Origin of the sequence: Streptacidiphilus rugosus AM-16 (assembly GCF_000744655.1) — a bacterium.
Taxonomy (GTDB): Bacteria; Actinomycetota; Actinomycetes; order Streptomycetales; family Streptomycetaceae; genus Streptacidiphilus; species Streptacidiphilus rugosus.
The window spans coordinates 5,545,405-5,568,310 of record NZ_JQMJ01000004.1 but is presented as its reverse complement, the minus strand read 5'-3'; the positions used below and the strand labels follow the sequence as shown (position 1 = coordinate 5,568,310).

Genomic DNA, 22,906 nt, shown 5'->3' with positions numbered 1-22,906 from the left:
GATGCCCCCGGCTCCGGGCTCACTCCTGCCACCGGTAGCCGCGCGGGGTGACGAAGCGTCCGGCGATCTCCCGCGAGGCGGTGTTGCCGACCGTCACCACGGTGAACATGTCGACCTCGGCCGGGTCCAGCGCGGCCAGCGTCGTGACCTTGTGCCACTCGTCCGGGCGGGACACGGCGCGGGCGATGCCGACCGGCGTGGCGGGCGCGTCGCGGTGCTCGGCGAGGATGGCCAGCGCCTTGGGCAGCTGCCAGTCCCTGGCCCGGCTGCGGGGGTTGTAGAAGGTGACGACCAGGTCGGACTCGGCGGCCGCGCGGACCCGGCGCTCGATGACCTCCCAGGGGGTGTGCAGGTCGGACAGGCTGATCGAGACGTGGTCGTGCCCGAGCGGGGCGCCCAGCAGGGAGGCCGCGGCCATGGCGGCGGTCACCCCGGGGACGCCGACGACGTCGATGTCCTCGCCCGCCTCGGCCAGCGCCGGGGAGGCCATCGCGTAGACGCCCGCGTCGCCGCTGCCGATCAGTGCGACCGCCAGGCCCTGCTGGGCCAGCCGCACCGCGCTGCGGGCGCGCTCCTCCTCCGCGCCGAGGCCGGTGGCCTCGATCCGGACGCCGGGACGCAGCAGGTCACGGATCTGGTCGACGTACTGGTCCAGGCCGACGATCACCGAGGCACGGCGCAGCTCCGCACGGGCGCGCTCGGTGAGCAGGTCGCGCGCGCCGGGGCCGAGGCCGACCACGGCGAGCCGACCGCGCGCGGGGCGACGGGCCACCGCGACGGTCGCCATGGCGGCGCGGCCCTCGGGGGCCGACTTGCGCTTGGGGACCAGCAGTTCGGCCGCGCCCGCCCCCAGCAGGGCGGCGGCCTCGGCGACGCTCGGGGTGCCGACCGCGTCCAGCGGCGCGGCGGAGGGGTTCGGCACGGCGACGCCGGCCAGCTCCTCCGCGCCGAAGAAGCGCACCGGGACGCCGAGTTCGGCAGCGGCGGCGAGCAGGCCCGGCTCCTCCGCCTTGGCGTCGACGCTGGCGAGGCAGTGCACCGCCCGCTCGCTCAGACCGGCGTCGGCGAGCGCTTCGCGGATCAGCGTGAGGATCTCGTCCGTCGGCGCGCCCTTGCTGGCGCCGACGCCCACGACCAGGCTGGGCGTGAAGAGGTGCACGGCCGGACCTGCGTGGCGACCCGGCACTTCGTCGCCGACCACCACGACCGGCGCGTCCGCCGCGGCGACCGGCCCGACGTTGGCGGGCAGCGCGGGGAGCGGGAAGCGCTCGGCACCCACCAGGCGCACCGGCGCGCCGTCGAGCATGGCGCGGCTGACGGCCGCGAGGTCGCCGGTGACCGGCAGGCCGAGGGTGTCCAGGCCCGGCAGCGAGGTGACGTCGGTCGCGGTGGTGACGACGGGCAGCGCGTCCAGTGCCGCGCCGACCCGGGCGGCGAGCGCGTTCGCGCCGCCCTCGTGCCCGCCGACCAGCGCGACGGCGAAACGTCGCGCCTCGTCGACGCAGACCACGCCGGGGTCGCCGTGCTTGTCGGAGCCCTCCGCCGCCAGCAGCGGCGCGAGCAGGCGCACGGTCGCGCCGGTGGCGAGGAAGCAGACCAGACCGCTGCACTCGCCGAACGCGCGGCGCAGCGCCTCACCGACCGGGCCCTCGTAGACGCGGGTCTCCTCGGGGCGCAGGGCCTCGGCGAGCTGGGCGGCGGCCTGGCGGCCTGCGGCGGTGGCGGCGATCAGGCCGATCACGTCAGTACTCCTGTGCGGTGTGGGGGAGGGGACGGGCGCGTGCCCCAGAGGACGAAGACGGGGTTGGCTGCGGCGAGCCGGGTGACCTCGCCCGGCAGCGGGGCGAGCCGGTTGGCCTGCAACTGCACGCCGTCGGCGGTGAATCCGGCGTCCAGCAGGGTGCGTCGCACCGTGGGGACGCGGTCCAGCGCGGCCAGGGTGACCACGACCGTCCGGCGGGCGCGCGCGGTGGCGGCGGCCACGACGGCCGGGAGGTCCGCCCCGCCGCCGCCGACGAACACGGCGTCGGGCTCGGGGAGCCCGGCCAGCGCGTCGGGCGCGCTGCCGTGGACGACGGCCACGGCGTGCGCGACGCCGTGGGCGGCGGCGTTGGCGCGGATCCGGTCGACGCCGTCGGCGGCGCGCTCGACCGCGACGGCCGCCGCGCCCAGACGTGCGCACTCGACCGCGACCGAGCCGCTGCCCGCGCCGACGTCCCAGACCAGCTCGCCGAGCCGGGGACCGAGCCTGGCCAGCGCGAAGGCGCGCACCTCCGCCTTGGTGAGCATCGCGTCGCGGTGCGCGAAGGCCTCCTCGGGCAGCGCCCAGCCGCCCTCGGGCGGCCCCTGGTAGCCGGCGACGGCGCGCATCGCGTCGGCCACGGGCGTCTCGTCGGCCAGGCAGAGGACGACGTTGACGGCGGGCCAGTCCCGCGCCGCGGCTTCGGCGGGGGAGAGCGCGGTGACGCTCTCGGCCGGGCCGCCCAGGTCGGCGGCGACGACCAGACGTCGGTGCGGACCCGGCATCGCCAGCAGGGCCGCGCCGATCTCGGCCGGACCGGCGCCGGGGGCGGTCAGCACCGCGACCTTCCGCTGCGCGCGGCAGATGTTGAGCGCCCGGCGCGGATCGCGTCCGTGGGCGCTGACCACGACGGCGTCGTCCCACGGCACGCCGAGGCGGGCGAAGGCGCGCGCGATGCTGCTCACGCCGGGGCGCACGTCGAGCGCGGCCGCGCCGAAGCGTTCGGCCAGGGCCCGGACGATGCCGAAGAAGCCGGGGTCGCCGGAGGCCAGCACCAGCACGCGCGCGTCGGGGTCCTTCTCGCACAGCGCGGCGACGGCGTCGAGCGCGGGCGCGAGCGGACCCAGCGCGAGCGCGCGGTCGGCGGGAACGCCCGCGGCGTCGAGGTGGCGTCGGGCCCCGAGGACGAGGGCGGCGTCCGCGACCAGCCCGGAGGCGGGCTGCGCTTCGCCGAGGACGGTGATCACGGCAGCAGTCCCCCCTCGGCGCCGGTCGAGGCGATGACGGCCCTTCCGGTGAAGTCGACCAGGGCGACCTCCGCCGCCAGCCTTCCCTCGCTGAAACGCACCATCACGTCCGCCACCTGTTCGCAGAGCAGCAGCCCGGCCGGGGCCAGCAGCCCCGCGGCGTCCCAGAGTTCGTAGGCGTGCCTGGCGGTGTTGGCGGCGGCGACCTCGGCGACGAGCTCCGCCGGCGCGCCGACCGTCCCGGTGATCTCGGCGAGCACGTTGGTGTCCACCTTCGACCGCGTGTAGTGCGTCATCAGCACCCCCGCCGCCAGCTTGGTCAGCTTGCCGACCATGCCGACGAAGACGGCGCGGTCCATCCCCGCCTCCACCGCGCGCCGCAGCGCGGCGCCGGTGAAGTCGCCGACCTCGACGAAGCAGACGTCGGGCAGCGAGGGGATCAACGCCATCGCGCCCTTCTCGGTCCGCCCGCCCGTGCACAGCACGATGGCCCGCTCGCCCTGGGCGGCGGCCACGGACACCGCCTGCTCGACCGAGGCGCGCCAGGACGCCGTCGAGAACGGCCGGACGATCCCGGTCGTGCCGAGGATGGAGATCCCGCCGAGGATGCCGAGCTTGGCGTTGGTGGTCTTGCGCGCCCGGAGCTCGCCGTCGGGCACGCTGATCGTGACGTCCACGCCCCGGCCGGTGAGGTCCACGACCTCGCCGACCGCCTGCGTGATCATCGCCCGGGGCACCGGATTGATGGCCGGGCCGCCGACCTCCAGACCGAGCCCCGGCTTGGTCACCACGCCCACGCCCACCCCGCCGTGCAGGGCGATGCCGGGCTCGTCGCGCCAGGCCACCGTGGCGGTGAGGTGCGCGCCGTGGGTGACGTCGGGGTCGTCCCCCGCGTCCTTCACCACGACCGCCTCCGCCCGCCCCGGCCGCAGCAGTTCGCAGCGCTCGACGGCGAAGCCGACCCGGTTGCCCGACGGCAGTGCGACGTCGACCTGGCGCTGCTGCTCGCCGCCGACCAGGAGCAGCGCCGCGGCGCGGGCGGCGGCCGACGCGCAGGTGCCGGTGGTCCATCCGCTGCGCAGCGGCCCCTGACGCACCTTCGCGGTACGCGGAAGGTCGGGCTCCCGCAGCTCAGCCATGGCTGTCGCCTCGGGGCCGCGGCCAGGAACGCGCCTCCGGCGCGCTGTCGCGGCACGTCTCGCCCGCGGGCACGTTGCACCGCCCAGGGGCGCGAGGAACTGCGCGATCAGCCGCTGACAAGCCGACGGTCCTCAATGTGCAGCGCCATCTGCACGCGTGGTCGCCACCGCGGGCCCCTCGGCCGCGCTACCGGCTCGGCTCCGCTCCGGGAGGGCGCCGGTCTGCTGCGTCTCGCCTTGTGCGCCGACCGCGCGCAGGGTGCGCCTCGCCGCGCGGTCCGCCTTCCGGAAGGTGTGGAAGTGGCCCGGGTGGTACAGGTGTGAGCGGGTGCCCTCGGCGGCCAGCGCCGGGCCGACCAGGAAGAGGGTGTGCTTCCAGAGCTTGTGCTCCTTGACCGTCGCCTCCAGCGTGGCGACCGTGCAGGTCAGCAGCAGCTCCTCGGGCCAGGTCGCCTGGTAGGCCACCACGACCGGGGTCTCCGGCGCGTAGCCGCCCTCCAGCAGTTCCTCCACCAGCTGCTTCGTCCGCGCCGCGGAGAGGAAGATCGCCATGGTGGTCCCGTGGCGGGCGAACTCGCGCACCTCCTCGCCTGGAGGCATCGGCGTCTTGCCGCCGCCCAGGCGGGTGAGGATGACGCTCTGCGCCACCTCGGGGATCGTCAGCTCCCGCTGGGCCAGCGCCGCGACCGCCGCGAAGGAGGAGACACCGGGCACGATCTCCGTCTCCAGGCCCAGCTCGCGGCAGCGGTCCAGCTGCTCCTGGACCGCGCCCCAGAGCGAGGGATCCCCGGAGTGGATCCGCGCCACGCGCGTGCCCTCGCGGGCGGCGCGCTCGTAGACGGCGAGCACGTCCTCCATCGGGATCAGCGAGGAGTCCAGGATCTCCGCGCCCTCGCGGGCGTGCTCCAGGACCTCCTCCTGCACCAGGCTGGCGGCCCAGATCACCGTGTCGGCGTCGGCGATCGCGCGGGCGGCGCGGAAGGTCAGCAGGTCGGCCGCACCGGGTCCGGCGCCCACGAAGGTCACCTTGCCCGTCGTGCCGTCAGTGGTGGTCACAGCTTTCCCCCTCGGCCCTCGCGCCGCGCCGGAGCGATCAGCGTCGACAGATACGGCAGCGTGCCGTCGATCGGTGTTCCCGGTGCGCTCAACTGCTGGTCCGGCAGCCCGAGCGACGCGCCCCAGACGGCGTCGCCGTCGCGGCCGGTCTCCCGCAGCGCCTCGCCGACCTGCGCGGCCAGTCGGCCGAACTTGTAGGCGACGACCGTGCCCGGACCGGCCAGGGCCTCCTTGAGCACGGCGGAGCCCGCCGTGACCGGCACCAGGGTCACCGGCTCGGTGCCCTCGGCCAGCACGGTTCCGCTGCGGGAGGCCAGATCCTGCATCGCGGTGATGCCGGGGACGGTTTCGACGACCAGGTCGGGAACGAGCTCCCGCAGCGTGTGCGCCAGATAGGTGAAGGTCGAGTAGACGTTCGGGTCGCCGATCGTCGCGAACGCGACCGTCGGGCGGTCGCCCGCACGGAGCAGCTCCGCGACCCGCGCGCCCGCCTCGTCCCAGGCGGCCTCGCGCCGGGCCCGGTCCTCACGCTCGTTCAGCGCGAAGACCACGCGCACGATCCTGGCCGCGTCGGCGTGGTGCCGCACGGTGGCCTCGGCCCGCCCGATCTCGCCGGTGTCCATGACCGGTACGACCACCGCGTCCGCCTCGCGCAGCACACGCACGGCCTTGACGGTGACCAGTTCCGGGTCACCCGGTCCCATGCCCACGCCGACCAGGCGTGGGCCAAGCGCGCGTTCGCGCACGGCAGCAGTCCTCACTCGGGGTCCGCGCCCCGGCTCGTGGTGACGGCGGCCAGAGTTCCTGGCTCACGGGGTCGGCACTCGGCCTCCCCGCTGACAGTGGCGGGACCGCGCCGGACTCGCACCGGACTTCCTCGTCATTGCCGCCGTATTCGTTCAAATCAGGCCTCGAAATCCCACCATGCAGCGTGTCGGGCAGTCAACCGGACCCCCTGTGGGCTGAGCCACGCGCCGCGGCGCTTGCGCCGGCCTCCCCGGTCACCTCGCGAACCGGCCGGTGAGGGCGGAGGCGATCCTGGCGGAGGCGAACTCCGTCCCGCAGACGAAGCGCATGAACGGACCGAAGCACGCGGCCGCCGGCAGGCCGGTGAAGTAGAGGCCGGGGACGGTGGAGCACATCCCCTCGTCCAGGGCGGGGAAGCCGCCGACGCGGTCGAGCCGGGCGCGGAGCTCCGTGGAGAGGAAGGGCAGAGCCGTCAGGTCGACCCGGTAGCCGGTGGCGGCCAGTACGTGGTCGGCGGTGAACTCACGGGTCGCGCCGCCGGGGCCGCTCGTGGTCAGGACGACCTTGTCGCCCTCGCGGCGCACGGTGCGCAGCTGCTGGCCGGCGTGCATCGGGAAGACGCCGTCCGCCCGCGGGCGCAGCCACCAGGAGCCGCTGGGGCCGAGCACCTGCTTGACCAGCCGTAGCCGTACCTGCTGCGGCAGGGACCGGAAGGCCTGCGGATACCGGGCCATGGCCCACAGCGACCAGGCCGGGCCCATGGGCGATTCAGGCTGCCAGCGCAGGCCGTCGGCCGGCGGCGCGCCGAACCGTATCCGCGGGGTCCGCGCGACCAGTTCCACCTGGGCGCCCGACTCGTGCAGCAGGGCCGCGCCCTCCAGGGCGGACTGGCCCGCGCCGACGACCAGCACGGACCGTCCGGCCAGTGCGGCGGGATCGGCGTGCTGGGAACTGTGCGACACCGGGGCGTCGGGTCCGGGGCCCTCGGGTGCGACCCCGGCCAGCAGGCGGGGCACGTGCGCGAAGCCGGTCAGGCCGCTGGCGACCACGACGGCGTGGGTGGGGAAGGTCTCCCCCGAGTCGAGCGTCACCTCGAACCAGCCGTCGACGGAGCCGCTCTGACGGACCGCCACAACGGTGTCGCGCTCCAGGTAGGGGACCAGCTCCTGCTGGAACCAGCTGCCGTAGCGGGTGAACAGTTCGACCGGCACCCGATCGTGGCCCCGCGGCTCGGTCTCCCCGTTGGCCCGGCAGAAGTCCGGCAGGCTGTGGCCCGGCGCGGGGGCGGAGATGGTGGAGGCGTCGGGCGTGGACTTGAGACACATGCCGGCCGGCATGGTGTCGCGCCAGCTGTGCATCGGGTCGCCGAAGGCGCGCACCGACAGCCCGGCGGCCCGCAGATGGGCGGCGGCGGACAGTCCGTAGGGTCCGGCGCCGACCACGACGGCGGTGCGGGGGCTCCGATGGCCTCCCTGTGCGGGACGGGACATCGTCGGCTCCTTCCAGTTGCGGTACGAGGACATGACGGTTGGTCAGGGTGGGACGCGGCCCCTCGGGGCCGTGGCCTGGTGGGGCGGGCCGACGGGCCCTCAGGCGTGCCGGGTGCGGGTCGCGGCGACGTAGCGCAGGCCGGGCCGGACCGAGCGCGCCAGCATGACCGGGAAGGGCAGCGGGTCGTCCTTCGCCCACCAGCCCAGCTCGGTCTCGGTCCAGCGGGAGCGCGGCGGCAGCGACGGGGTGCGGTAGTCGGACCCCCGGTAGGCGAGCCTGGCCAGCAGGTCGATGTTCTCGACGACGATCCGCCGCCCTTCGATCTGCGGTGCGGCCGGAATTCGCCGTCCGGTCAGGTGCAGATGCAGGGCCCGGACCAGATCGACGCGCGCCCGCGTCTCGAACAGGCGGAACTGCGCGCCGATACGCGGATTGAAATCGAGCAGCTTGTATCGGCCGTCCCTGCGGTCGAATCGCCAGTCCAGGTCGCAGACGCCGGCGAAGCCGATCTCCTTGCAGAAATCGGCGGACAACTGTGCGAGTTCATCGTTCGGGGTGGTGACCGCCATCGCGGTCATTCCCGCGTGCGGTGGCCAGGAACGTGCCTTCACCGCCGTGAAGAGAACGCGGGCGTCCTCCGCCGCACTCGTGTGCATGTGTACGATCCAGTCCTCCGCGTCCGCGCGCGGCAGGTATTCCTGCAGCACCACGCCCGGGTGCTCGCCCCAGGCCTCGGCCAGCGCCGCGAGCGTCTCCGCGTCGTCGATCCTGGTGGTCCCCGGCACGGCGGGACTGGCCCGGCGGGCGAAGGGGTCACGGTTCTTGGCGACCACGGGGAAGACCGCCGTGCGGGCGAAGTCCAGGACCTCGGCCCTGCTTTCCGGAAAGGCCGCCCGTGGCGTGCTCACCCCGTGGCGCAGGCACAGCTCGTGCAGTCCCTGCTTGCTCGCCACCGCTCTGACCAGGCCCTCGGGGTTCCGTGGGAAGAGGAAGCGGTGGTTGAGGGCGTCCTGATGCTCGGCGACCAGGACCGCCGCCTCCTCGTCCGTGGGGATCAGCAGCGCGGGGCGGCCGATGCGTTCGCCGATCCGCAGCAGTCCGGCCAGCAGCCGCTCCTGCGGCTCGGCGCCGGTCGTGCGCCACACGTGCACGCCGCGGGTGTAGCGGGAGACGGCGGCCGGGGTGAACCGGTCCTCGGAGACGGCGTGCACCGGCACGCCGAGCCGGCCGAGCGAGCGGATCGCTCCGACTCCTCCGTGGTGCAAAGGATAATGGCCGAATTTGAGTACGAGTGCAGGCACGGCTGTGTCGGGCCCCAAAGGTCGAAGAGCCACAAGTCCCCCCCGGGATACGGTGACCACGCCGAGCTCGGCGTCTGACCCGGAACGCAAGGTACTCCCGGCTGTCACGGCATTACAAGGAGTGCGCGACAGCTGTGGGGGCGCACAAGCGGCGCATCGTCGTGCGTGCGCAGTCGAGGGGGAGCAGTGAACGGGCGTGACGGAAGTGCCGCAAGCGAATTCAGTACGGGAATTCACGTTCCACTTGTGAGGCTCCTGTTTTGGCGGGGTGTTAACCGATTGTGCCGGACCGCTTTCGCAGAGCGGCCGACGCGGATACCGTGCTGGGGATGGCGGCGAGGGGAGCCGTCAGGGGGCAGGGCACGATCTTTCGCACCTTCACGGCGCCGCCGCGCGCCGTGTGGGGGGACCGAGGTGCATCCATGGAAACAACAGTCAGCGTCGTCACGGGCTCGTCCGGAGCGACCACGGCGCGCTCCGACCACGTCTCCGACATCCATCCCACCGGCGGTTCGGTCAGCCTGGTGGTTCCGGCCAGGAACGAGGCCGCCAACATCGCCTGGGTGCTGAGCAGGATCCCTGACTGCGTCGACGAGGTGATCCTGGTCGACGGCGAGTCCAGCGACGACACGGCCGGCCGGGCGCTCGCCTGCCTGCCGTCGCTGCGGGTCGTCCCGCAGAGCGGGCCGGGCAAGGGAAACGCGCTGCGTACGGGCTTCCTGAACGCCAAGGGCGACTACATCATCATGATCGACGCCGACGGCAGCATGTCGCCCAGGGAGATCCCGCGTTACGTGCACTTCCTCGAGCACGGCTACGACGTCGTCAAGGGCTCGCGGTTCACCGGGGGCGGCGGCTCGCTCGACATCACCGCGCTGCGCCGCGGTGGCAACCGCGCGCTGCTGGCCCTCACCAACCTGCTCTACCAGGCCTCGCTCACCGATCTCTGCTACGGCTTCGTCGGCTTCCGCAGGGACGCCCTGGCCCGCCTCGACCTGCGCTCCTCGGGTTTCGAGATCGAGACCGAGATGGTCTGCCGGGCGTTGCTGGAGGGTCTGCGGGTGGCCGAGGTGCCCACCCTCGAACTGCCGCGCCGCACCGGGCGGTCCAACCTGCGCACCTTCCGCGACGGCCAGCGGGTGCTGCGGACCCTGCTGCGCGAACGCGCCGCAGGCTCCGCCGGTGCGAGCCCGCAACCGGTCCGGAGGAACCGCCATGCCTGAGTTCACCGCCGCGGCGCGCGCGGTGTCCGGGGCGGACGCGCCGACACTGGCGCGCCGCCTGGTCGAGGCCGCCGACCGGACCGAGGCGGCGGCGGCCTACTTCTCCGCCGCTGCGCTCGGCCAGCTGACCGCGGACCGCCTGCAGGGCCCCGGCTCGCGCATCCTGCGCGCCCCCGTGGGCGCGCCGCTGCCGGTGCGCGCCGGCGTGGGCGTGGTGCGCCTCGGCACGGAGCGGCTGGCGCGGAGCGCGGTCCTGGTGCGGGGCCGACTCGGCCTCGAGGACTGGCATGTGACGATCCGCGACCTCGCGAACGTCCTCGCGGAGGCCGTGCTGATCGAGGACGACGAGGACCGGGCGATGGCGCTCACCGCGCTCAAGGGCGCGCTCGGGCCGTTACGCGGCGGCCTGCCGCCCGCCCCGACCCGCTGGCTGCGCAACGCGCGGGGTGAGGCCCCGCGGTGCTTCGCCGGGCTGGGGCTGCGACCGGCCGACTGCGTCGCCCTCGCGGGCCGTTTCGCCCAGGCCCACCCCGACCGGGACCGGGTGCTTCTGGTGCTCGGCCTCCGCCCCGAGGGAGCCTGCCTCGCCCCGCTGGTCGCGGCGGCCCTGACGGCGCTGGACTACCGCCACGTGGTCTGCCGCAGCGTCCGCCAGGACGGCGTGCTGCTGCCGGAGGAGCCGCGGCTGGTGGAGAGCGTCCGCCGGATCGGGGGCGTCGCCCTGCTCTGCGCCGGACCGCCGTCCACGGGCGCGGCGCTGGGGCGGGTGGCGCTGCGGCTCGTCTCGGCCGGTTTCGCGGCCGAGCGGGTGCTGCCCGTCTATCCCTCGCTCGCCCGCTCGGACGCCGCACCACGCCTGGCCGCGCTGCGGCCTTTCCCCGGGATCGTCCTGTCGGCGGAGGAGTGGCAGCAGCGCCGACAGGCGGGCGGCGCCGCGTCGTCCACGGGGCCGGGGCAGAGGTGAACGGCGACACGCCGGACCAGCGGTCCACGGCGGTGCTCCGGGCGTCAGGACGTTCCGCGACGGCCCTGGTGACGACGCTGCTCGGGCTCGCCGCGGTGGCCACGGCGCTCAGCGCCGCGGGCGTGCGCTCACAGCCCGTCGCCGCGCTGGCCCTGCTCTTCCTGCCGGCGGGTCCTGGCGCGGCGCTGGCGTGGGCGCTGCCGGGGCGGGACCTGCCGCTGCGGCTGCTGGTCGCGCTCTTCGGCGGCCTGGCCGCCGACACGTTGATCGCGCAGACCATGCTCTCGCTGCGCTGGTGGTCACCCCGCCACGGCGCGCTCGCCGCCCTGCTGCTCACCGCCGCGCTGCTCGCCGTCGGCGCCCTGGGCACCCGCAGACCCGACGGTCCCGACCGGGGGAGAACCCACCAGCCATGACCGCGACCCCCACGGGCGCCGAGCCCGTGCCCGACACCGCCCCACCCGCGGCGCCGGCCAGTGCCGCGACGACGCCCGACGCACCTCCGACCGCTTCCCCCGCCACCTCGGCTGCCGTGCCTGCGGAGCCAGGTGGACCAGCGACGAACGACTCGCCCGTGGAAGCTTTCCGCCCGTCCGCGGCGGCTGCGCCCGCGGCGAGCGTCAACGGGCTGCGCGTGCCGGTCCCTGCGAAGCCAGGCGGACCGGCGACGTACAACCCGCCCGTGGAGGTCTCCCGCGCGTCTGCGGCGGCTGCGCCTGCGGGGCGGGTGTCGGCGGCGGAGGTGAACGGGTTGCGCGTGCCCGTGCCTGCGGACCCCTCCCGCGCGTCTGCGGCGGCGGTGACCGCGGAAGGCGTCGTCGGGGTGCTCAGGGTCGAGGTCCGCGGGAGCGAGACGCCGGAGGCAGCCGCCTCGGCGGCGCTCAACGCGTCCGTCGTGATCTGCGTCTACACCGAGCTGCGCTGGCCGCAGCTCTGCGCGGCGATCGACTCGGCCGTCGCGCAGTCGCTCGCGCCTTCGGACGTCCTGGTGGTGGTCGACCACAACGAGGCGCTGCTCGCCAGACTCCGGGCCCGACATGACGGGGACAAGGTGATCCGGGTCCTGCCGAACGTCCACGACAAGGGGCTCTCCGGTGCGCGCAACACCGGGGCCGAGGCCGCCGCCGGCGAGGTCGTCGCCTTTCTGGACGACGACGCCACCGCCGAGCCGGACTGGCTCGCCGTTCTGGTCTCCGGCTACACCGACCCCGTCGTGATGGGCGTCGGCGGCCGGACCCTGCCGGTCTGGGCGTCGGGGCGACGGCCGGCCTGGTATCCGGAGGAGTTCGACTGGGTCCACGGCGCCAGTTACCTCGGCATGCCCGTCGGACGTGCTCGCGTGCGGAACGTGCTCGGCGGCAACGCCTCGTTCCGGCGTGGCGCGTTCGCCGTCGCGGGTGGCTTTCCCGAGGGCATCGGGCGCGGGGCCGGCGGCGGGAGAGCCGCGAGCGCGGGCGGCGGGGAGGAGACCGAGCTCTGCATCCGGATCCAACAGGCGCGCCCGGACGCCGAGTTCCGCTACGACGACCGCGCCGTCATCCATCATCTGGTCACGCGGGAGCGCGAGCGCTTCCGCTACCTGTGCCGGCGCAGCTGGGCCGAGGGGCTGTCCAAGGCGCGCGTCACCGCGCGCGTCGGCGCGGAGGACGGGCTGGCCACCGAACGCGCGTACGTCTCGCGCGTGCTGCCCGCGGGCATCGTCAGAGGGCTGCGCGACGCGGTCCGCGGGCGGCCCTCCGGTCTGGGCCGAGCCGGGGCGATCGGCGCGGGCGCGCTGATCACGGCGGCCGGCTACGCCGTGGGCCTGCGCCACCGGGCGCGCCCGGTCGAGGGGAGGCGGAGGTGATCCGCGGCAGCACGGCCGTCCCGGTGCTGATGTACCACTCGGTGCGCGCCGATCCGCCCGCGACCACCCACGGGCTCTCCGTGCACCCGGACCGGTTCGCCGAGCAGCTCGACGTGCTGGCCGAACTCGGCCTGACCCCGGTGCCGTTCGGCGCACTGGTCGAGCACTGGAGGTCGGGGGCGCAGCTTCCCGACCGCCCGGTCGTGCTGACCTTCGACGACGGCTACGCGGACTTCCACAGCGAGGTGCTGCCCCGGCTCGTCGCACGGCGGTTCGCGGCGAGCCTCTTCGTGACCACCGGCTGGCTGGCCGACGCCGCCCCCGCGGACCGCGCGGGGCGGCCGCTCGACGCCACCCTCAGCTGGTCGCAGCTGAGGGAGATCGAGGCGGCCGGTATCGAGACGGGCGCCCACAGCCACAGCCACGCGGCCCTCGACGCCGTCGGACCGGCCGCGCTCCGCGAGGAACTGGCGCGCTCCCGGCACCTGCTGGAGGACCGGCTGGGCCGGGCGGACCAGGTGTTCTGCTATCCGTTCGGCTACTCCGACGCCCGGGTCCGCGACGCGGTCAGGGCCGCAGGGTGGAGCGGTGCCTGCGCGGTGGCCAACACCCTGGCCCGGCCGCACCAGGGCCCTTACGCCCTGGCCCGGCTGACGATCCGTCGGCGGACCGACCCGGCGACCTTCCGGCAGGTGGTCCAGGGGCTCGCGGTCACCCGGCACTACCTCGCCGACCGCACGCTGACCAAGGGCTACGCCGTGGTCCGGCGCGCCCGCGGCCTCGTCGGATCCGGCCCAGGGGGCTGGGGGCAGGGGCGGCGGTGACCACGACCTCCGCGCACGGCGCGGCCACCCAGCCCGGGCCCGACGAGGGGCCGCCGGGCGACCGAGCGCACGACGACCGCGCGCCGCTCTTCCGCAACGGCTACGCCCTGATGCTCAACACCGTGGTCTCCGGCGCGCTCGGGCTGGGCTACTGGTGGCTCGCCGCCCGCTACTACAGCGCGGCGGACATGGGCCGGGGCTCCGCCGCGATCGCCGCGATGAAGCTGCTGTCCGGTCTGACCGCGCTCGGCTTCACCGGCGCACTGGCCCGCTTCGTGCCCGTCGCCGGACGCGCCACCGGGCGGCTGCTGGCGCGCGCCTACGGCGTCAACGCGCTGGCCTCGACCGCGATCACGCTGCTCTTCCTGGCCGGGCTGCCGCTCTGGGGCTCGCACTACGACTTCCTGCGCGGCTGGGCGCGGGCGGCCGGGTTCCTGGCCGCCGTGCTCGCCTGGTCCTGGCTGACGCTCCAGGACGGGGTGCTGATCGGGCTGCGGGCGGCCGTCTGGGTGCCGGTCGGGAACCTCTCCTTCTCCGTGGGCAAGGCCGTGCTGCTGGTGCTGCTGGCCGGGACGATCCCGGCCACCGGCGTCTTCGTCTCCTGGGCGGCCGCGGTGGCCCTGTCGGTGGTGCCGATCGGGCTGCTCATCGTGCGGCGGCTGGTGCCGCGTCAGGCCGCGGCGGCCGACCCCGCGGTCACGCCGCCCTCGGTCCGGCAGATCGGCCGCTTCCTGGCGGGCGACTACACCGGGTCCGTGTTCAACCTGGTGGTCACCTACCTGGTGCCGGTGCTGGTGGCGGCCCGGGTCAGCGCCGACCAGAACGCCGTCTACTACATCATCAACACCATCGGCGGCACCCTCGACCTGCTGGCGGTCAACATGGCCGCCTCGCTCACCGTCGAGTCCGCGCGCCGTCCGGCCCTGCTCGGCGCGCACACCCGCGGCGCGCTGCTGCGGATGGCCTGGGTGACGCTGCCCTGCTTCGCCCTGCTCGGCCTGGCCGCCCCGCGGGTGCTGGACGTCTTCGGTCCCGGTTACGCCGCGGCGGGCGCGCCGCTGCTGCGCTGGCTGGCCGCGGCGGGCTTCACCCGCGTGCTGATCGAGGTCTACTTCGGCACCCTGCGCGCCCGCAGCCGCACCCGCCAGGTCGCCCTGCTGCAGGGGCTGATGTGCGCCCTGGTGCTGGTCCTCTCGCTGGTCCTGATGCCGCGGATGGGCATCGCCGGCGTCGGCGTGGCGGTGCTGGCCAGCCAGTCCACGGTCGCGCTCTGTGCGCTGCCCGGTCTGCTCCGGGTGCTGCGCGGCGCGGCCGACCCGCTGCCGACGCCGGTCCCGCCGCCGCCCGCAACGCCGTCCCTTCCCGACGCCCCGACCCTGACCTGAGGACGCCCGTGACCGCACCTCCCGTCAGCCTCGACGCCACGCCGGACCGGCTCGGCGACGCGCCGCCACGCCGCCGCGCGCCGGCCGCCGTCGCGCTCTGGGTCTGCGCGCTCGCCGCGCTCGGCGCCTACCTGGTCGCCATGGCAGGCGTGACCGGCGTCGACCTGGACCGGATGGGCGGGCTCGGGCTGGTCTCCGCCCTGCCGCCGCTCGCGCTGGTCTCGGCGTGCGTGCTGGGCGGACTGTTCTTCGTGACCCTCAACGGCGCCGTCGCCCGACCGGCGCTGCAGCTGTTCCTGCTGCTCGCCGCGGTCCTGGTGCTCCACGGCGCCGCGGCGCTGGTCGAGCCGCTGCCCAGATTCCCCACCGCCTGGCAGCACCTCGGCTTCGTCGACTACATCGAGCGCACCGGGCACACCCTCCCGCTCTGGGACGCCAGGTTCAGCTGGCCGGGCTTCTTCGGGCTGGCGGCGCTCATGCTCAGGGTGGGCGGGATCGACGACCCGCTGCCGGTGCTGCAGTGGAGCCAGGTCGGCTCGCAACTGCTCTGCCTCGCCTCGCTCGCCGTGCTGCTGCGCGCGGTGGGACTGCCGCGACGGGCACGTTGGTGCGCGCTCTGGTTCTTCGTGGCGGGCTCGTGGGTCGGGCAGGACTACTTCTCGCCCCAGGCGTTCGGCTACGCGCTCTATCTCTGCTTCGTGGCCGTGCTGGTGAGCGTCTTCCGGCGGCCCGGCGAGGGAGCGGACGCGGCCGGCAGCGCCGACCGGCCCGGCAGCGCGCTCGAACGGGCGCTGCTGCTCGGCCTGCTGACGTCGCTCTTCGTGGCGGCGGTCGCCGCCCACCAGTTGACGCCGTTCGTGATGATCGCCGCGGTGGGCATGCTGTGGCTGGTCCGCCGGACCACGCTGAGCATCTGGTTCGCGGTGCTGCTGGCGGTGGTGGCGGCGGCCTGGCTCTCCCTGGAGGCGGAAGGCTTCTGGTCGGGCCACCTGAGCACCATCTTCGGCGGCATGGGACAGCTGGGCGGCAACGTCAGCAGCGGCGTGGCAGGGCGCGTGAAGGGCGATCCGGCCCACCAGGCGGTGCTGTACCTGCGGGTGCTGCTGAGCGGGGCCTGGTTCGGGCTGGCGGTGCTGGGCTGGTGGCGCGGACGGCGGGCCGGGCGCACCCGCGGGCGCGGGGACCGGGTGCTGCCGGTGCTGGCGTTCATGCCGTTCTTCACCCTCGGCATGCAGAGCTACGGCGGCGAGATCGCGCTGCGCGTCTTCCTCTTCGCGCTGCCGGGCGTGGCGGCGCTGGCCGCGCTCCTCTTCTACCCGCAGGAGCGGCGACCGCGGCCGCCGCGGTGGACGGCGGCGCTGGTGACGCTCTGGGCGGTGCTCGCGGTCGCGGCGTTCGGCGTGGCCCGGTACGGCAACGAGCAGTTCGAGCGGGTGACCGGCGGCGAGGTCGCGGCGCTCGGCTGGGTCTATCAGCACGCCACCCCGAGCGCCAGGGTGCTCTACCCGGGCCCGGAGGCCAACCCGACGACGACGCCCGCGATCCCGTGGAACCAACGCGCGATGGACACCGTCGCCTACGTCGGCACGGCCGCCCCTCCCGATCCCTCGGACGTCGGGGCATGGGAGTCGGCGCTGCGCGCGGCCGGCCCGCAGAGCTATCTGATCATCACCCGCACCGAGGGTGCGGACCTCTCCTCCAACGACGGCTATCCCGCCGACTGGTACTCCGGCACCCGAGCGTTCCTCGACGCCGACCCGCGCCTGGTCGCCGTCGTCAGCGCACCGGACGCCGCCCTGTACCGGCTGGCGGAGCCGCCCGCCGGACCGGCGCCGCGCGACATCGGGGCGGGACCCGTCGGCCCGGTGCTGCGCTGGACCGGCTGGACGTTGGCCGAGGTGGGGCTGCTGACGGTGCTGGTTCCGCTGCTGCTCTGGCACGAGGTGGTCCGGCTGCGGACCGGCCCCTGGGCCGGGCGGCGGCGGTGGGCGTTCGGGGCGACGGCCACGGTGCTGGTCGGCGGCTTCCTGCTCGCGGTGATGGAGCGCTTCCTGACGCTGCGGTGAGGCGAACCGCCGCCCTGACGGCTACCGGCTGAACCAGAGCACCTGGTACGGGCCGAGGCTCAGCGTCCGGCCGTCGACGACGACCCGCAGGGTCCGGTCGGCGGTGTTCACCGCCACGCCCTCGGCGGCCTGGGCGAGCACCCGCACGCGGGCGTCGGACACCTGGACCGGGACCGGCGTCACCGAGGGCGGGAACCAGCGGGCGAAACCGCGCAGCAGAGCCAGCGGCGGCAGGGCCGCACCGGAGGTGCTCCACAGGCAGCCGGGGCAGTCGGCGGCGCCGGTCTCCGGATTCCAGTAGAAGGCCGCAGCGACGCGCCCCCGGGCCAGTGCGATCATGCCGGAGGCCAGCACCGCGTCACGGTAGGGCTCGCTCCAGCCGGAGTCCGGCGGTTCCACGTACCACTCGGCCCACCACAGGGGCAGCGGGGTCCGGTCGTGGATCCAGCGGCTGACGTCGGTGAACTTCGCCGTCGCCGCGAAGGGGTCCGGGGCGGGGGCGCCGTCCTTGGGCTCGGTCGAGCCGTCGACGACGACGAAGTCGGCGCCCGCCTTGTGCGCCAGCCAGTAGTCGAAGGCGGTGACCACCCGCTGGTCCAGCGTGCCCCAGGGGCCGCTCACCACGGAGGCGTCCGTCGCGGAGCCCGGCGCGAAGCCGTCCACCGGGAGGTAGGGGCCGCCGACCTCGATCCCGGGACGCACCGCCTTCAGGGCGCGGTAGACCTGGTTGTAGAGCGCCGTGTACCCGGCGGCGTCCCACTGGTCGGAGGCGTTGTCGAAGAAGCCCTTGAACTCGTTCCACGCCACGTACGCGTGGACCTGCGGGTAGCGCCTGGCCACGGTTGCGGCGAGGGCGGCGAAGTCGGCGTAGTGCGTGGGGGAGGGAGCCGTCTCCAGGCGGGACCAGTCGGTCCGGCCCGGCGTGCCGCCCTTCATCCAGTCGGGCGCGCAGCACAGGGTGATCACCGGACGGCCGCCGCTGCGGGTGATCATCGCGATACGGGCGTCGAGACGTCCGAAGTCGTAGACCCCGGGGGAGGGTTCGGGATTGTCGGTGCCCCAGCCCATCAGCGCCTGGTCCTGGGGGAGCGGGGCCTGCGCGAGCAGCGCCCGGGCGGCGGAGTCCGCGGCCGCGTCGCCGGTGTCGGCGCTGTACTGGGTGTGGGTCAGCCCCCAGCCGGGGGCCGTGTCCGAGCCGCTCGCCCCTGCGGCCGCGGGGCCCGGTCCGGCCGTGGCGGGTCCTTCGCCGCGGCCCAGCAGGGCGATCAGGCAGCCCAGGGCCAGGATCGCGGCGACGGCCGTCGCCCAGTGGCGTCGGCGCGGGCCGGACCACCGGCGCGGCACTCGGGCGTGACCCCCCACGCTGTCCATGAAAGCACGCCGGAACCGGCCGGGGGCCGGGAGACTGCCGGGTTCCGCTCCGGGTTCCGTTCCGGGTGCGCCGGCGTCAGTCCGTGATGTCACCGTCGACGTAGACCCACGCCCCCGCCTCGCGGCGGAACCTGCTGTTCTCGTGCAGGGAACCGGACGCGCGGCCCTCGCGGTAGTGGGCGCGGAACTCGACGGTGCCCTCGGTGTGGAAGGGGCCGCCCTCGGTGCCGCCGAGGATCTCCAACCGCTCCCAGCGCAGGCCGGGGTCGAGGTCGATCCGAACCGGCCGCGTCTCGGGGGCCCAACTCCGCAGCAGGTAGGCCTCGTCGTGCTTGGCGAAGGCGGCGAAGCGTGAGCGCATCAACTGCTCCGCGGTGGCGGCCTGCGCGGTGCCCGCGTGCAGCGGACCGCAGCACTCGGGGTAGGGGCGGGGCTGCCCGCAGGGGCAGGTGGCGGTGGCCGGTGTCGTCGTCTTGCGCGTCATGGGGTCATTCTCGCCGGTACCGGGCGGCGTGCTCGACCAGCCGGGCGGGCAGCGCGGGCGCGGCGGTCCAGTGCAGGTGCAGGTAGGAGGCGTGCAGGGTCGGGGAGGTGAAGCCCTCGGTCGTGGGCCGCCCGTCGTGGGCGCGCCAGCCCCAGGCGGGCGCGGGCCCGGCGCCGGGGGTGGTGACGGTGCGGTGGAACTCGTGGCCCGCGAGCCGGGTGCCGGCGACGGCCAGCGGACTGTCGCTCAGGGCGACGGCCTCGCGGTAGCCGAGGGTGAGCCGGGGCGACATGGCCGCCTCCGCGTCCAGGACTCCGCACATGGGCTTTCCGTCGAGCTCGCGGCAGAGGTAGAGCAGACCGGCGCACTCCGCTGCGAGCGGTGCTCCGGACTGCGCGAGAGCGGTGATCTCGTCGCGGAGCGCCCGGTTCGCCGAGAGCTCGGACGCGTAGACCTCGGGGAAGCCGCCGCCGATGACCAGCGCCGCCGTCCGCTCCGGCAGCTTCTCGTCGTGGAGGGGGTCGAACGGCACGACCTCCGCCCCGGCGGCCGTGAGCAGTTCGGCGTTCTCGGCGTACGAGAAGGAGAACGCCGCTCCCCCCGCGAGCGCGACCACCGGTCGCGTCCCTGACGGGGCGTCCGGAACAAGAGCAGTGCTCCCGGCGCTGCCGAGAGCGGCGATCTCCTCGTCCGCGTTCCAGGCGGGCCCGTGCAGTTCCGGCGCGCTGCGCGCCAGCGCCAGCAGCGCGTCCAGGTCCACGCCCGCCGCGACCAGCTCGCCCATCTCGCGGACGGCCCGCAGCGCCTCGGCGTCCCGCTCCACGACAGGGACCAGCCCCAGATGCCGGCTCGGCGTCGCCACCCCGCCGCTGCGCCGCAGCGCGCCGAGCACGGGCACGCCGCCGCCCTCCTCCAGCGCCTCCCGCAGCAGCAGCTCGTGCCGGTCCGAGGCCACCCGGTTGAGGATCACCCCGCCGATCCGCACCTGCGGATCCCAGGACGCGAAGCCGTGCACCAGGGCCGCGACCGAGCGGCTCTGCGAGGAAGCGTCCACCACCAGCACCACCGGCGCCCGCAGCAGCTTGGCCACATGCGCGGTCGAGGCCAGCTCGCCCCGCTGCGCCGCGCCGTCGTACAGGCCCATCACGCCCTCGACCACCGCCACGTCCGCGCCCGCCGCGCCGTGCGCGAGCAGCGGCGCGATCCGCTCCGGCCCGCTCATGAACGCGTCCAGGTTGCGGCCCGGCCTCCCGGTCGCCAGCGCGTGGTAGCCGGGGTCGATGTAGTCCGGGCCGACCTTGTGCGGGGAGACGCGCAGCCCGCGCGCCGTCAGCGCCGCCATCAGCCCGGTCGCCACCGTCGTCTTGCCCGTGCCCGAGGCGGGCGCGGCCAGGACCAGCCGGGGGAGAGCTACCACTCGATGCCCCGCTGCCCCTTGCGGCCGGCGTCCATCGGGTGCTTGACCTTCGTCATCTCGGTGACCAGGTCGGCCGCCGCGACCAGCTTCTCGGGCGCGTAGCGGCCGGTGATCACGACGTGCTGCGAGCCCGGCCGCTCGGCCAGCACCGAGAGCACTTCGTCCACGTCGATCCAGCCCCAGTGCATCGGGTAGGTGAACTCGTCCAGCACGTAGAAGCGGTAGGTCTCGGCCGCGAGGTCGCGCTTGACCTGCTCCCAGCCCTCTCGGGCCGCGTCCTCGCTCTCGGCGATCTCGCGCTGGACCCAGGACCAGCCCTCGCCCATCTTGTGCCAGGCGACCGTGCCGCCCTCGCCGCTCGCGCCGAGGACCTTGAGCGCGTGTTCCTCGCCCACCTTCCACTTGGCGGACTTGACGAACTGGAACACCCCGATCGGCCAGCCCTGGTTCCAGGCGCGCAGCGCCATCCCGAAGGCCGCCGTCGACTTGCCCTTGCCAGCTCCGGTGTGGACCGCGAGCACGGGCAGGGTCCGGCGCTGACGCGTGGTCAGGCCGTCGTCGGGAACGCTGGTCGGCTGTCCCTGGGGCATGGCTAGGCCGCCTCCTTCTGCATCGTCCTCACAAGGGAGGTCATCGTGTCCGCACGCAGGTCGTCCAGTCTGACGGCGGGCGCCTGCAGACGGTCCGCCAGCTCGCCGGCCAGCCCGAGCCGCACCGGTCCGCTCTCGCAGTCCACCACGACCGCCGCCGTCCCGGCCGCAGCCAGCAGCCCGCGGCGCGCCGCGCCTCGTCCAGGGCCGTGCGCGAGCCGGTCGCCCGGCCGTCCGTCACCAGCACCACCAGCGGCCGCCGCAGCGGGTCCCGCAGCCGTTCCAGGCGCAGCGTCTCGTGCGCCCGCAGCAGCCCGGCGGCAAGCGGCGTCCGGCCGCCCGTCGGCAGCAGCTCCAGCCGCGCCGCGCCCGCCTCGACCGAGGAGGTCGGCGGCAGCAGCAGCTCCGCGCCCGAGCCGCGGAAGGAGATCATCCCGATCTTGTCCCGGCGCTGGTAGGCGTCCATCAGCAGGGACAGCACCGCGCCCTTGACGGCCGACATCCGCTGCCGCGCCGCCATCGAGCCCGAGGCGTCGACGACGAAGAGCACGAGGTTGCCCTCGCGTCCCTCCCGCACCTGCTGCCGGAAGTCGTCCCTGCGCAGCACCAGCGCCCGCCCGCTGCGGCCGCGCGCCAGCTGGTGCGGTGCGGCGGCCTGCACGGTGGCGGCCAGGTGCAGCCGCTGCAGCGCGCCGGTCGGGCGCGCGGAGCGGATGGTGTGGCCGCCGTCGGTCTCGGCGCGGGAGCGGCGGCCCTGGACGCCCTGCCCGGTGCCGGGCACCTTGAACAGCCGGGTCCGGTAAGGCTGGTCGGCCGCCACCGGTGCGGCCTCGCGCGGTGCGGGCGCGCCCGGCGCCTGCGGCGCGGGACCCTCGGCGGGGCCTCGGCCGGTGCGTCGTCCCTGGCGGACGGCTGCTCGGGCTCGGTCGGCCCCTGCTGCCCGCCTCCGCCTCCGCCGCCGTCCGGGCCGCTGTCGTCCGGTCCGTCGCCGTCGGGGTCGCCGTCCGGGTCGGGCTGCGGGTCCTGGCCCGCGTGCTGCTGGAGCGTCTCGTCCAGCTTCTCCTCGTCAAGCCCCGGGGCGTCGAAGGGGTTGCGGCGACGCCGGTGCGGCAGCGCCAGCTGCGCGGCGGTCCGCACGTCCTCCGCCAGCACCTGCGTCCGCCCGGCCCAGGCCGCCAGGGCGACGGCGGTACGGGCCATCACGATGTCCGCGCGCAGCCCGTCCACCTCGAAGGCCGCGCAGACGGCCGTGATCTGACGCAGCGCCGCGTCGCCCAGGACGACCTGCGGCAGCAGCGCCCGTGCGGCGGTGATCCGCGCGGCCAGCGCCCGCTCCTCCTCCTGCCAGCGCGCGGCGAAGCCGTCCGGGTCCGCGTCGTAGGCCAGGCGTCGCCGCACGACCTCGGCGCGCTGCTCGGGCTCACGGGTCGCCGCGATCTCCACGGTCAGCCCGAAGCGGTCAAGCAGCTGCGGCCGCAGCTCGCCCTCCTCCGGGTTCATCGTCCCGACCAGCAGGAACCGCGCCGCGTGCCGCACCGACACGCCCTCGCGCTCCACGTAGGAGCGGCCCATCGCGGCCGCGTCGAGCAGCAGGTCGACCAGGTGGTCGTGGAGCAGGTTGACCTCGTCGATGTAGAGCACGCCCCGGTGCGCGGCCGCCAGCAGGCCGGGCTCGTAGGCCTTCACGCCCTCGGCGAGGGCGCGCTCCAGGTCCAGCGAGCCGACGATCCGGTCCTCGCTGACGCCGACCGGCAGCTCCACCAGCGAGGTGGCCCGCTGCGAGGCGGCCGGGGAGACCGGGTGCGGCCCGTCCGGGCACTGCGGGTCCGGCGCGGCCGGGTCGCAGGCGAAGCGGCAGCCGGTCACCACGCCGATCGCGGGCAGCAGCCCGGCCAGCGCGCGCACCATGGTCGACTTGGCCGTCCCCTTCTCCCCGCGCACCAGCACCCCGCCGACCTGCGGCGAGACGGCGTTGAGCAGCAGCGCGAGGCGCAGGTCGTCCATGCCGACGACG

At 75.2% G+C, this 22,906-nt stretch carries 18 protein-coding genes, 1 pseudogene and 1 riboswitch; of the genes and pseudogenes, 7 read left to right on the top strand and 12 right to left on the bottom strand.

The features are described from left to right. Positions 1 to 19 precede the first annotated feature (19 nt). From cobJ to BS83_RS34400, 7 genes are all read right to left on the bottom strand, one after another. Entirely contained in the window at positions 20 to 1,741 is a 1,722-nt protein-coding gene (cobJ, locus tag BS83_RS34430) for a precorrin-3B C(17)-methyltransferase (protein WP_037607283.1), read from the bottom strand. Continuing rightward, entirely contained in the window at positions 1,738 to 2,988 is a 1,251-nt protein-coding gene (locus BS83_RS34425; protein ID WP_037607282.1) for a bifunctional cobalt-precorrin-7 (C(5))-methyltransferase/cobalt-precorrin-6B (C(15))-methyltransferase, read from the bottom strand. The genes cobJ and BS83_RS34425 overlap by 4 nt, the downstream gene beginning before the upstream one ends. Next, the gene (locus tag BS83_RS34420) at positions 2,985 to 4,127 is read right to left on the bottom strand and encodes a cobalt-precorrin-5B (C(1))-methyltransferase (RefSeq protein ID WP_037607281.1); all 1,143 of its coding nucleotides are present in this window, start codon (positions 4,125 to 4,127) and stop codon (positions 2,985 to 2,987) included. The genes BS83_RS34425 and BS83_RS34420 overlap by 4 nt, the downstream gene beginning before the upstream one ends. A gap of 132 nt (positions 4,128 to 4,259) precedes the next feature. Beyond that, positions 4,260 to 5,183 carry a precorrin-4 C(11)-methyltransferase gene (cobM, locus tag BS83_RS34415; RefSeq protein WP_084714574.1) on the bottom strand — a complete coding sequence of 308 codons (924 nt, stop codon included), beginning with the start codon at positions 5,181 to 5,183 and terminating at the stop codon, positions 4,260 to 4,262. Continuing rightward, positions 5,180 to 5,929 (bottom strand): precorrin-2 C(20)-methyltransferase, encoded by a 750-nt coding sequence (cobI, locus tag BS83_RS34410; RefSeq protein ID WP_037607280.1) that lies wholly within the window; start codon positions 5,927 to 5,929, stop codon positions 5,180 to 5,182. The genes cobM and cobI overlap by 4 nt, the downstream gene beginning before the upstream one ends. Before the next feature lie 30 nt (positions 5,930 to 5,959). Next, positions 5,960 to 6,089: riboswitch (cobalamin riboswitch) on the bottom strand. Between the two features lie 95 nt (positions 6,090 to 6,184). Continuing rightward, positions 6,185 to 7,420: an FAD-dependent oxidoreductase gene (locus BS83_RS34405; RefSeq protein WP_051944537.1), complete on the bottom strand. Its 1,236-nt coding sequence runs from the start codon at positions 7,418 to 7,420 to the stop codon at positions 6,185 to 6,187. Between the two features lie 99 nt (positions 7,421 to 7,519). Beyond that, positions 7,520 to 8,686, bottom strand: coding sequence for a carboxylate--amine ligase (locus BS83_RS34400; protein ID WP_232248593.1), 1,167 nt, complete (start codon positions 8,684 to 8,686; stop codon positions 7,520 to 7,522). Between the two features lie 458 nt (positions 8,687 to 9,144). Here BS83_RS34400 and BS83_RS34395 point away from each other — a divergent pair, with 458 nt between their 5' ends. The 7 genes from BS83_RS34395 (at position 9,145) to BS83_RS34365 (ending at position 17,030) form a co-directional block, all read left to right on the top strand. Further along, positions 9,145 to 9,945: a glycosyltransferase family 2 protein gene (locus BS83_RS34395; RefSeq protein WP_084714568.1), complete on the top strand. Its 801-nt coding sequence runs from the start codon at positions 9,145 to 9,147 to the stop codon at positions 9,943 to 9,945. Further along, positions 9,938 to 10,909, top strand: coding sequence for a hypothetical protein (locus tag BS83_RS34390; RefSeq protein WP_037607278.1), 972 nt, complete (start codon positions 9,938 to 9,940; stop codon positions 10,907 to 10,909). The genes BS83_RS34395 and BS83_RS34390 overlap by 8 nt, the downstream gene beginning before the upstream one ends. Continuing rightward, positions 10,906 to 11,325: a hypothetical protein gene (locus BS83_RS42505; protein ID WP_157597439.1), complete on the top strand. Its 420-nt coding sequence runs from the start codon at positions 10,906 to 10,908 to the stop codon at positions 11,323 to 11,325. Before BS83_RS34390 ends, BS83_RS42505 begins: the two co-directional genes overlap by 4 nt. A gap of 479 nt (positions 11,326 to 11,804) precedes the next feature. Next, positions 11,805 to 12,755 (top strand): glycosyltransferase, encoded by a 951-nt coding sequence (locus tag BS83_RS34380; RefSeq protein ID WP_051945725.1) that lies wholly within the window; start codon positions 11,805 to 11,807, stop codon positions 12,753 to 12,755. After that, complete coding sequence (locus BS83_RS34375) at positions 12,752 to 13,579, top strand: polysaccharide deacetylase family protein (protein WP_332262366.1); 828 nt, start codon at positions 12,752 to 12,754, stop codon at positions 13,577 to 13,579. The genes BS83_RS34380 and BS83_RS34375 overlap by 4 nt, the downstream gene beginning before the upstream one ends. Further along, positions 13,576 to 14,964 carry a lipopolysaccharide biosynthesis protein gene (locus tag BS83_RS34370; RefSeq protein WP_051944535.1) on the top strand — a complete coding sequence of 463 codons (1,389 nt, stop codon included), beginning with the start codon at positions 13,576 to 13,578 and terminating at the stop codon, positions 14,962 to 14,964. Before BS83_RS34375 ends, BS83_RS34370 begins: the two co-directional genes overlap by 4 nt. 8 nt (positions 14,965 to 14,972) lie before the next feature. After that, complete coding sequence (locus tag BS83_RS34365) at positions 14,973 to 17,030, top strand: hypothetical protein (RefSeq protein ID WP_051944534.1); 2,058 nt, start codon at positions 14,973 to 14,975, stop codon at positions 17,028 to 17,030. Positions 17,031 to 17,051: 21 nt separating this feature from the next. Here the strand turns inward: BS83_RS34365 and BS83_RS34360 are convergent, their stop codons facing one another. From BS83_RS34360 to BS83_RS34340, 5 genes and pseudogenes are all read right to left on the bottom strand, one after another. Continuing rightward, on the bottom strand, positions 17,052 to 18,401 hold the full coding sequence (locus BS83_RS34360; RefSeq protein ID WP_051944533.1) for a GH39 family glycosyl hydrolase: 1,350 nt from the start codon (positions 18,399 to 18,401) through the stop codon (positions 17,052 to 17,054). Between the two features lie 76 nt (positions 18,402 to 18,477). Beyond that, positions 18,478 to 18,885, bottom strand: coding sequence for a YchJ family protein (locus BS83_RS34355; protein WP_037607276.1), 408 nt, complete (start codon positions 18,883 to 18,885; stop codon positions 18,478 to 18,480). A gap of 4 nt (positions 18,886 to 18,889) precedes the next feature. Further along, on the bottom strand, positions 18,890 to 20,302 hold the full coding sequence (locus BS83_RS34350) for a cobyrinate a,c-diamide synthase (RefSeq protein WP_037607275.1): 1,413 nt from the start codon (positions 20,300 to 20,302) through the stop codon (positions 18,890 to 18,892). Beyond that, positions 20,296 to 20,892, bottom strand: coding sequence for a cob(I)yrinic acid a,c-diamide adenosyltransferase (gene cobO, locus BS83_RS34345; protein ID WP_037607274.1), 597 nt, complete (start codon positions 20,890 to 20,892; stop codon positions 20,296 to 20,298). The genes BS83_RS34350 and cobO overlap by 7 nt, the downstream gene beginning before the upstream one ends. A 2-nt stretch (positions 20,893 to 20,894) precedes the next feature. Next, positions 20,895 to 22,896 (bottom strand): annotated as a pseudogene (locus tag BS83_RS34340) (putative cobaltochelatase). Between the last annotated feature and the right edge of the window lie 10 nt (positions 22,897 to 22,906).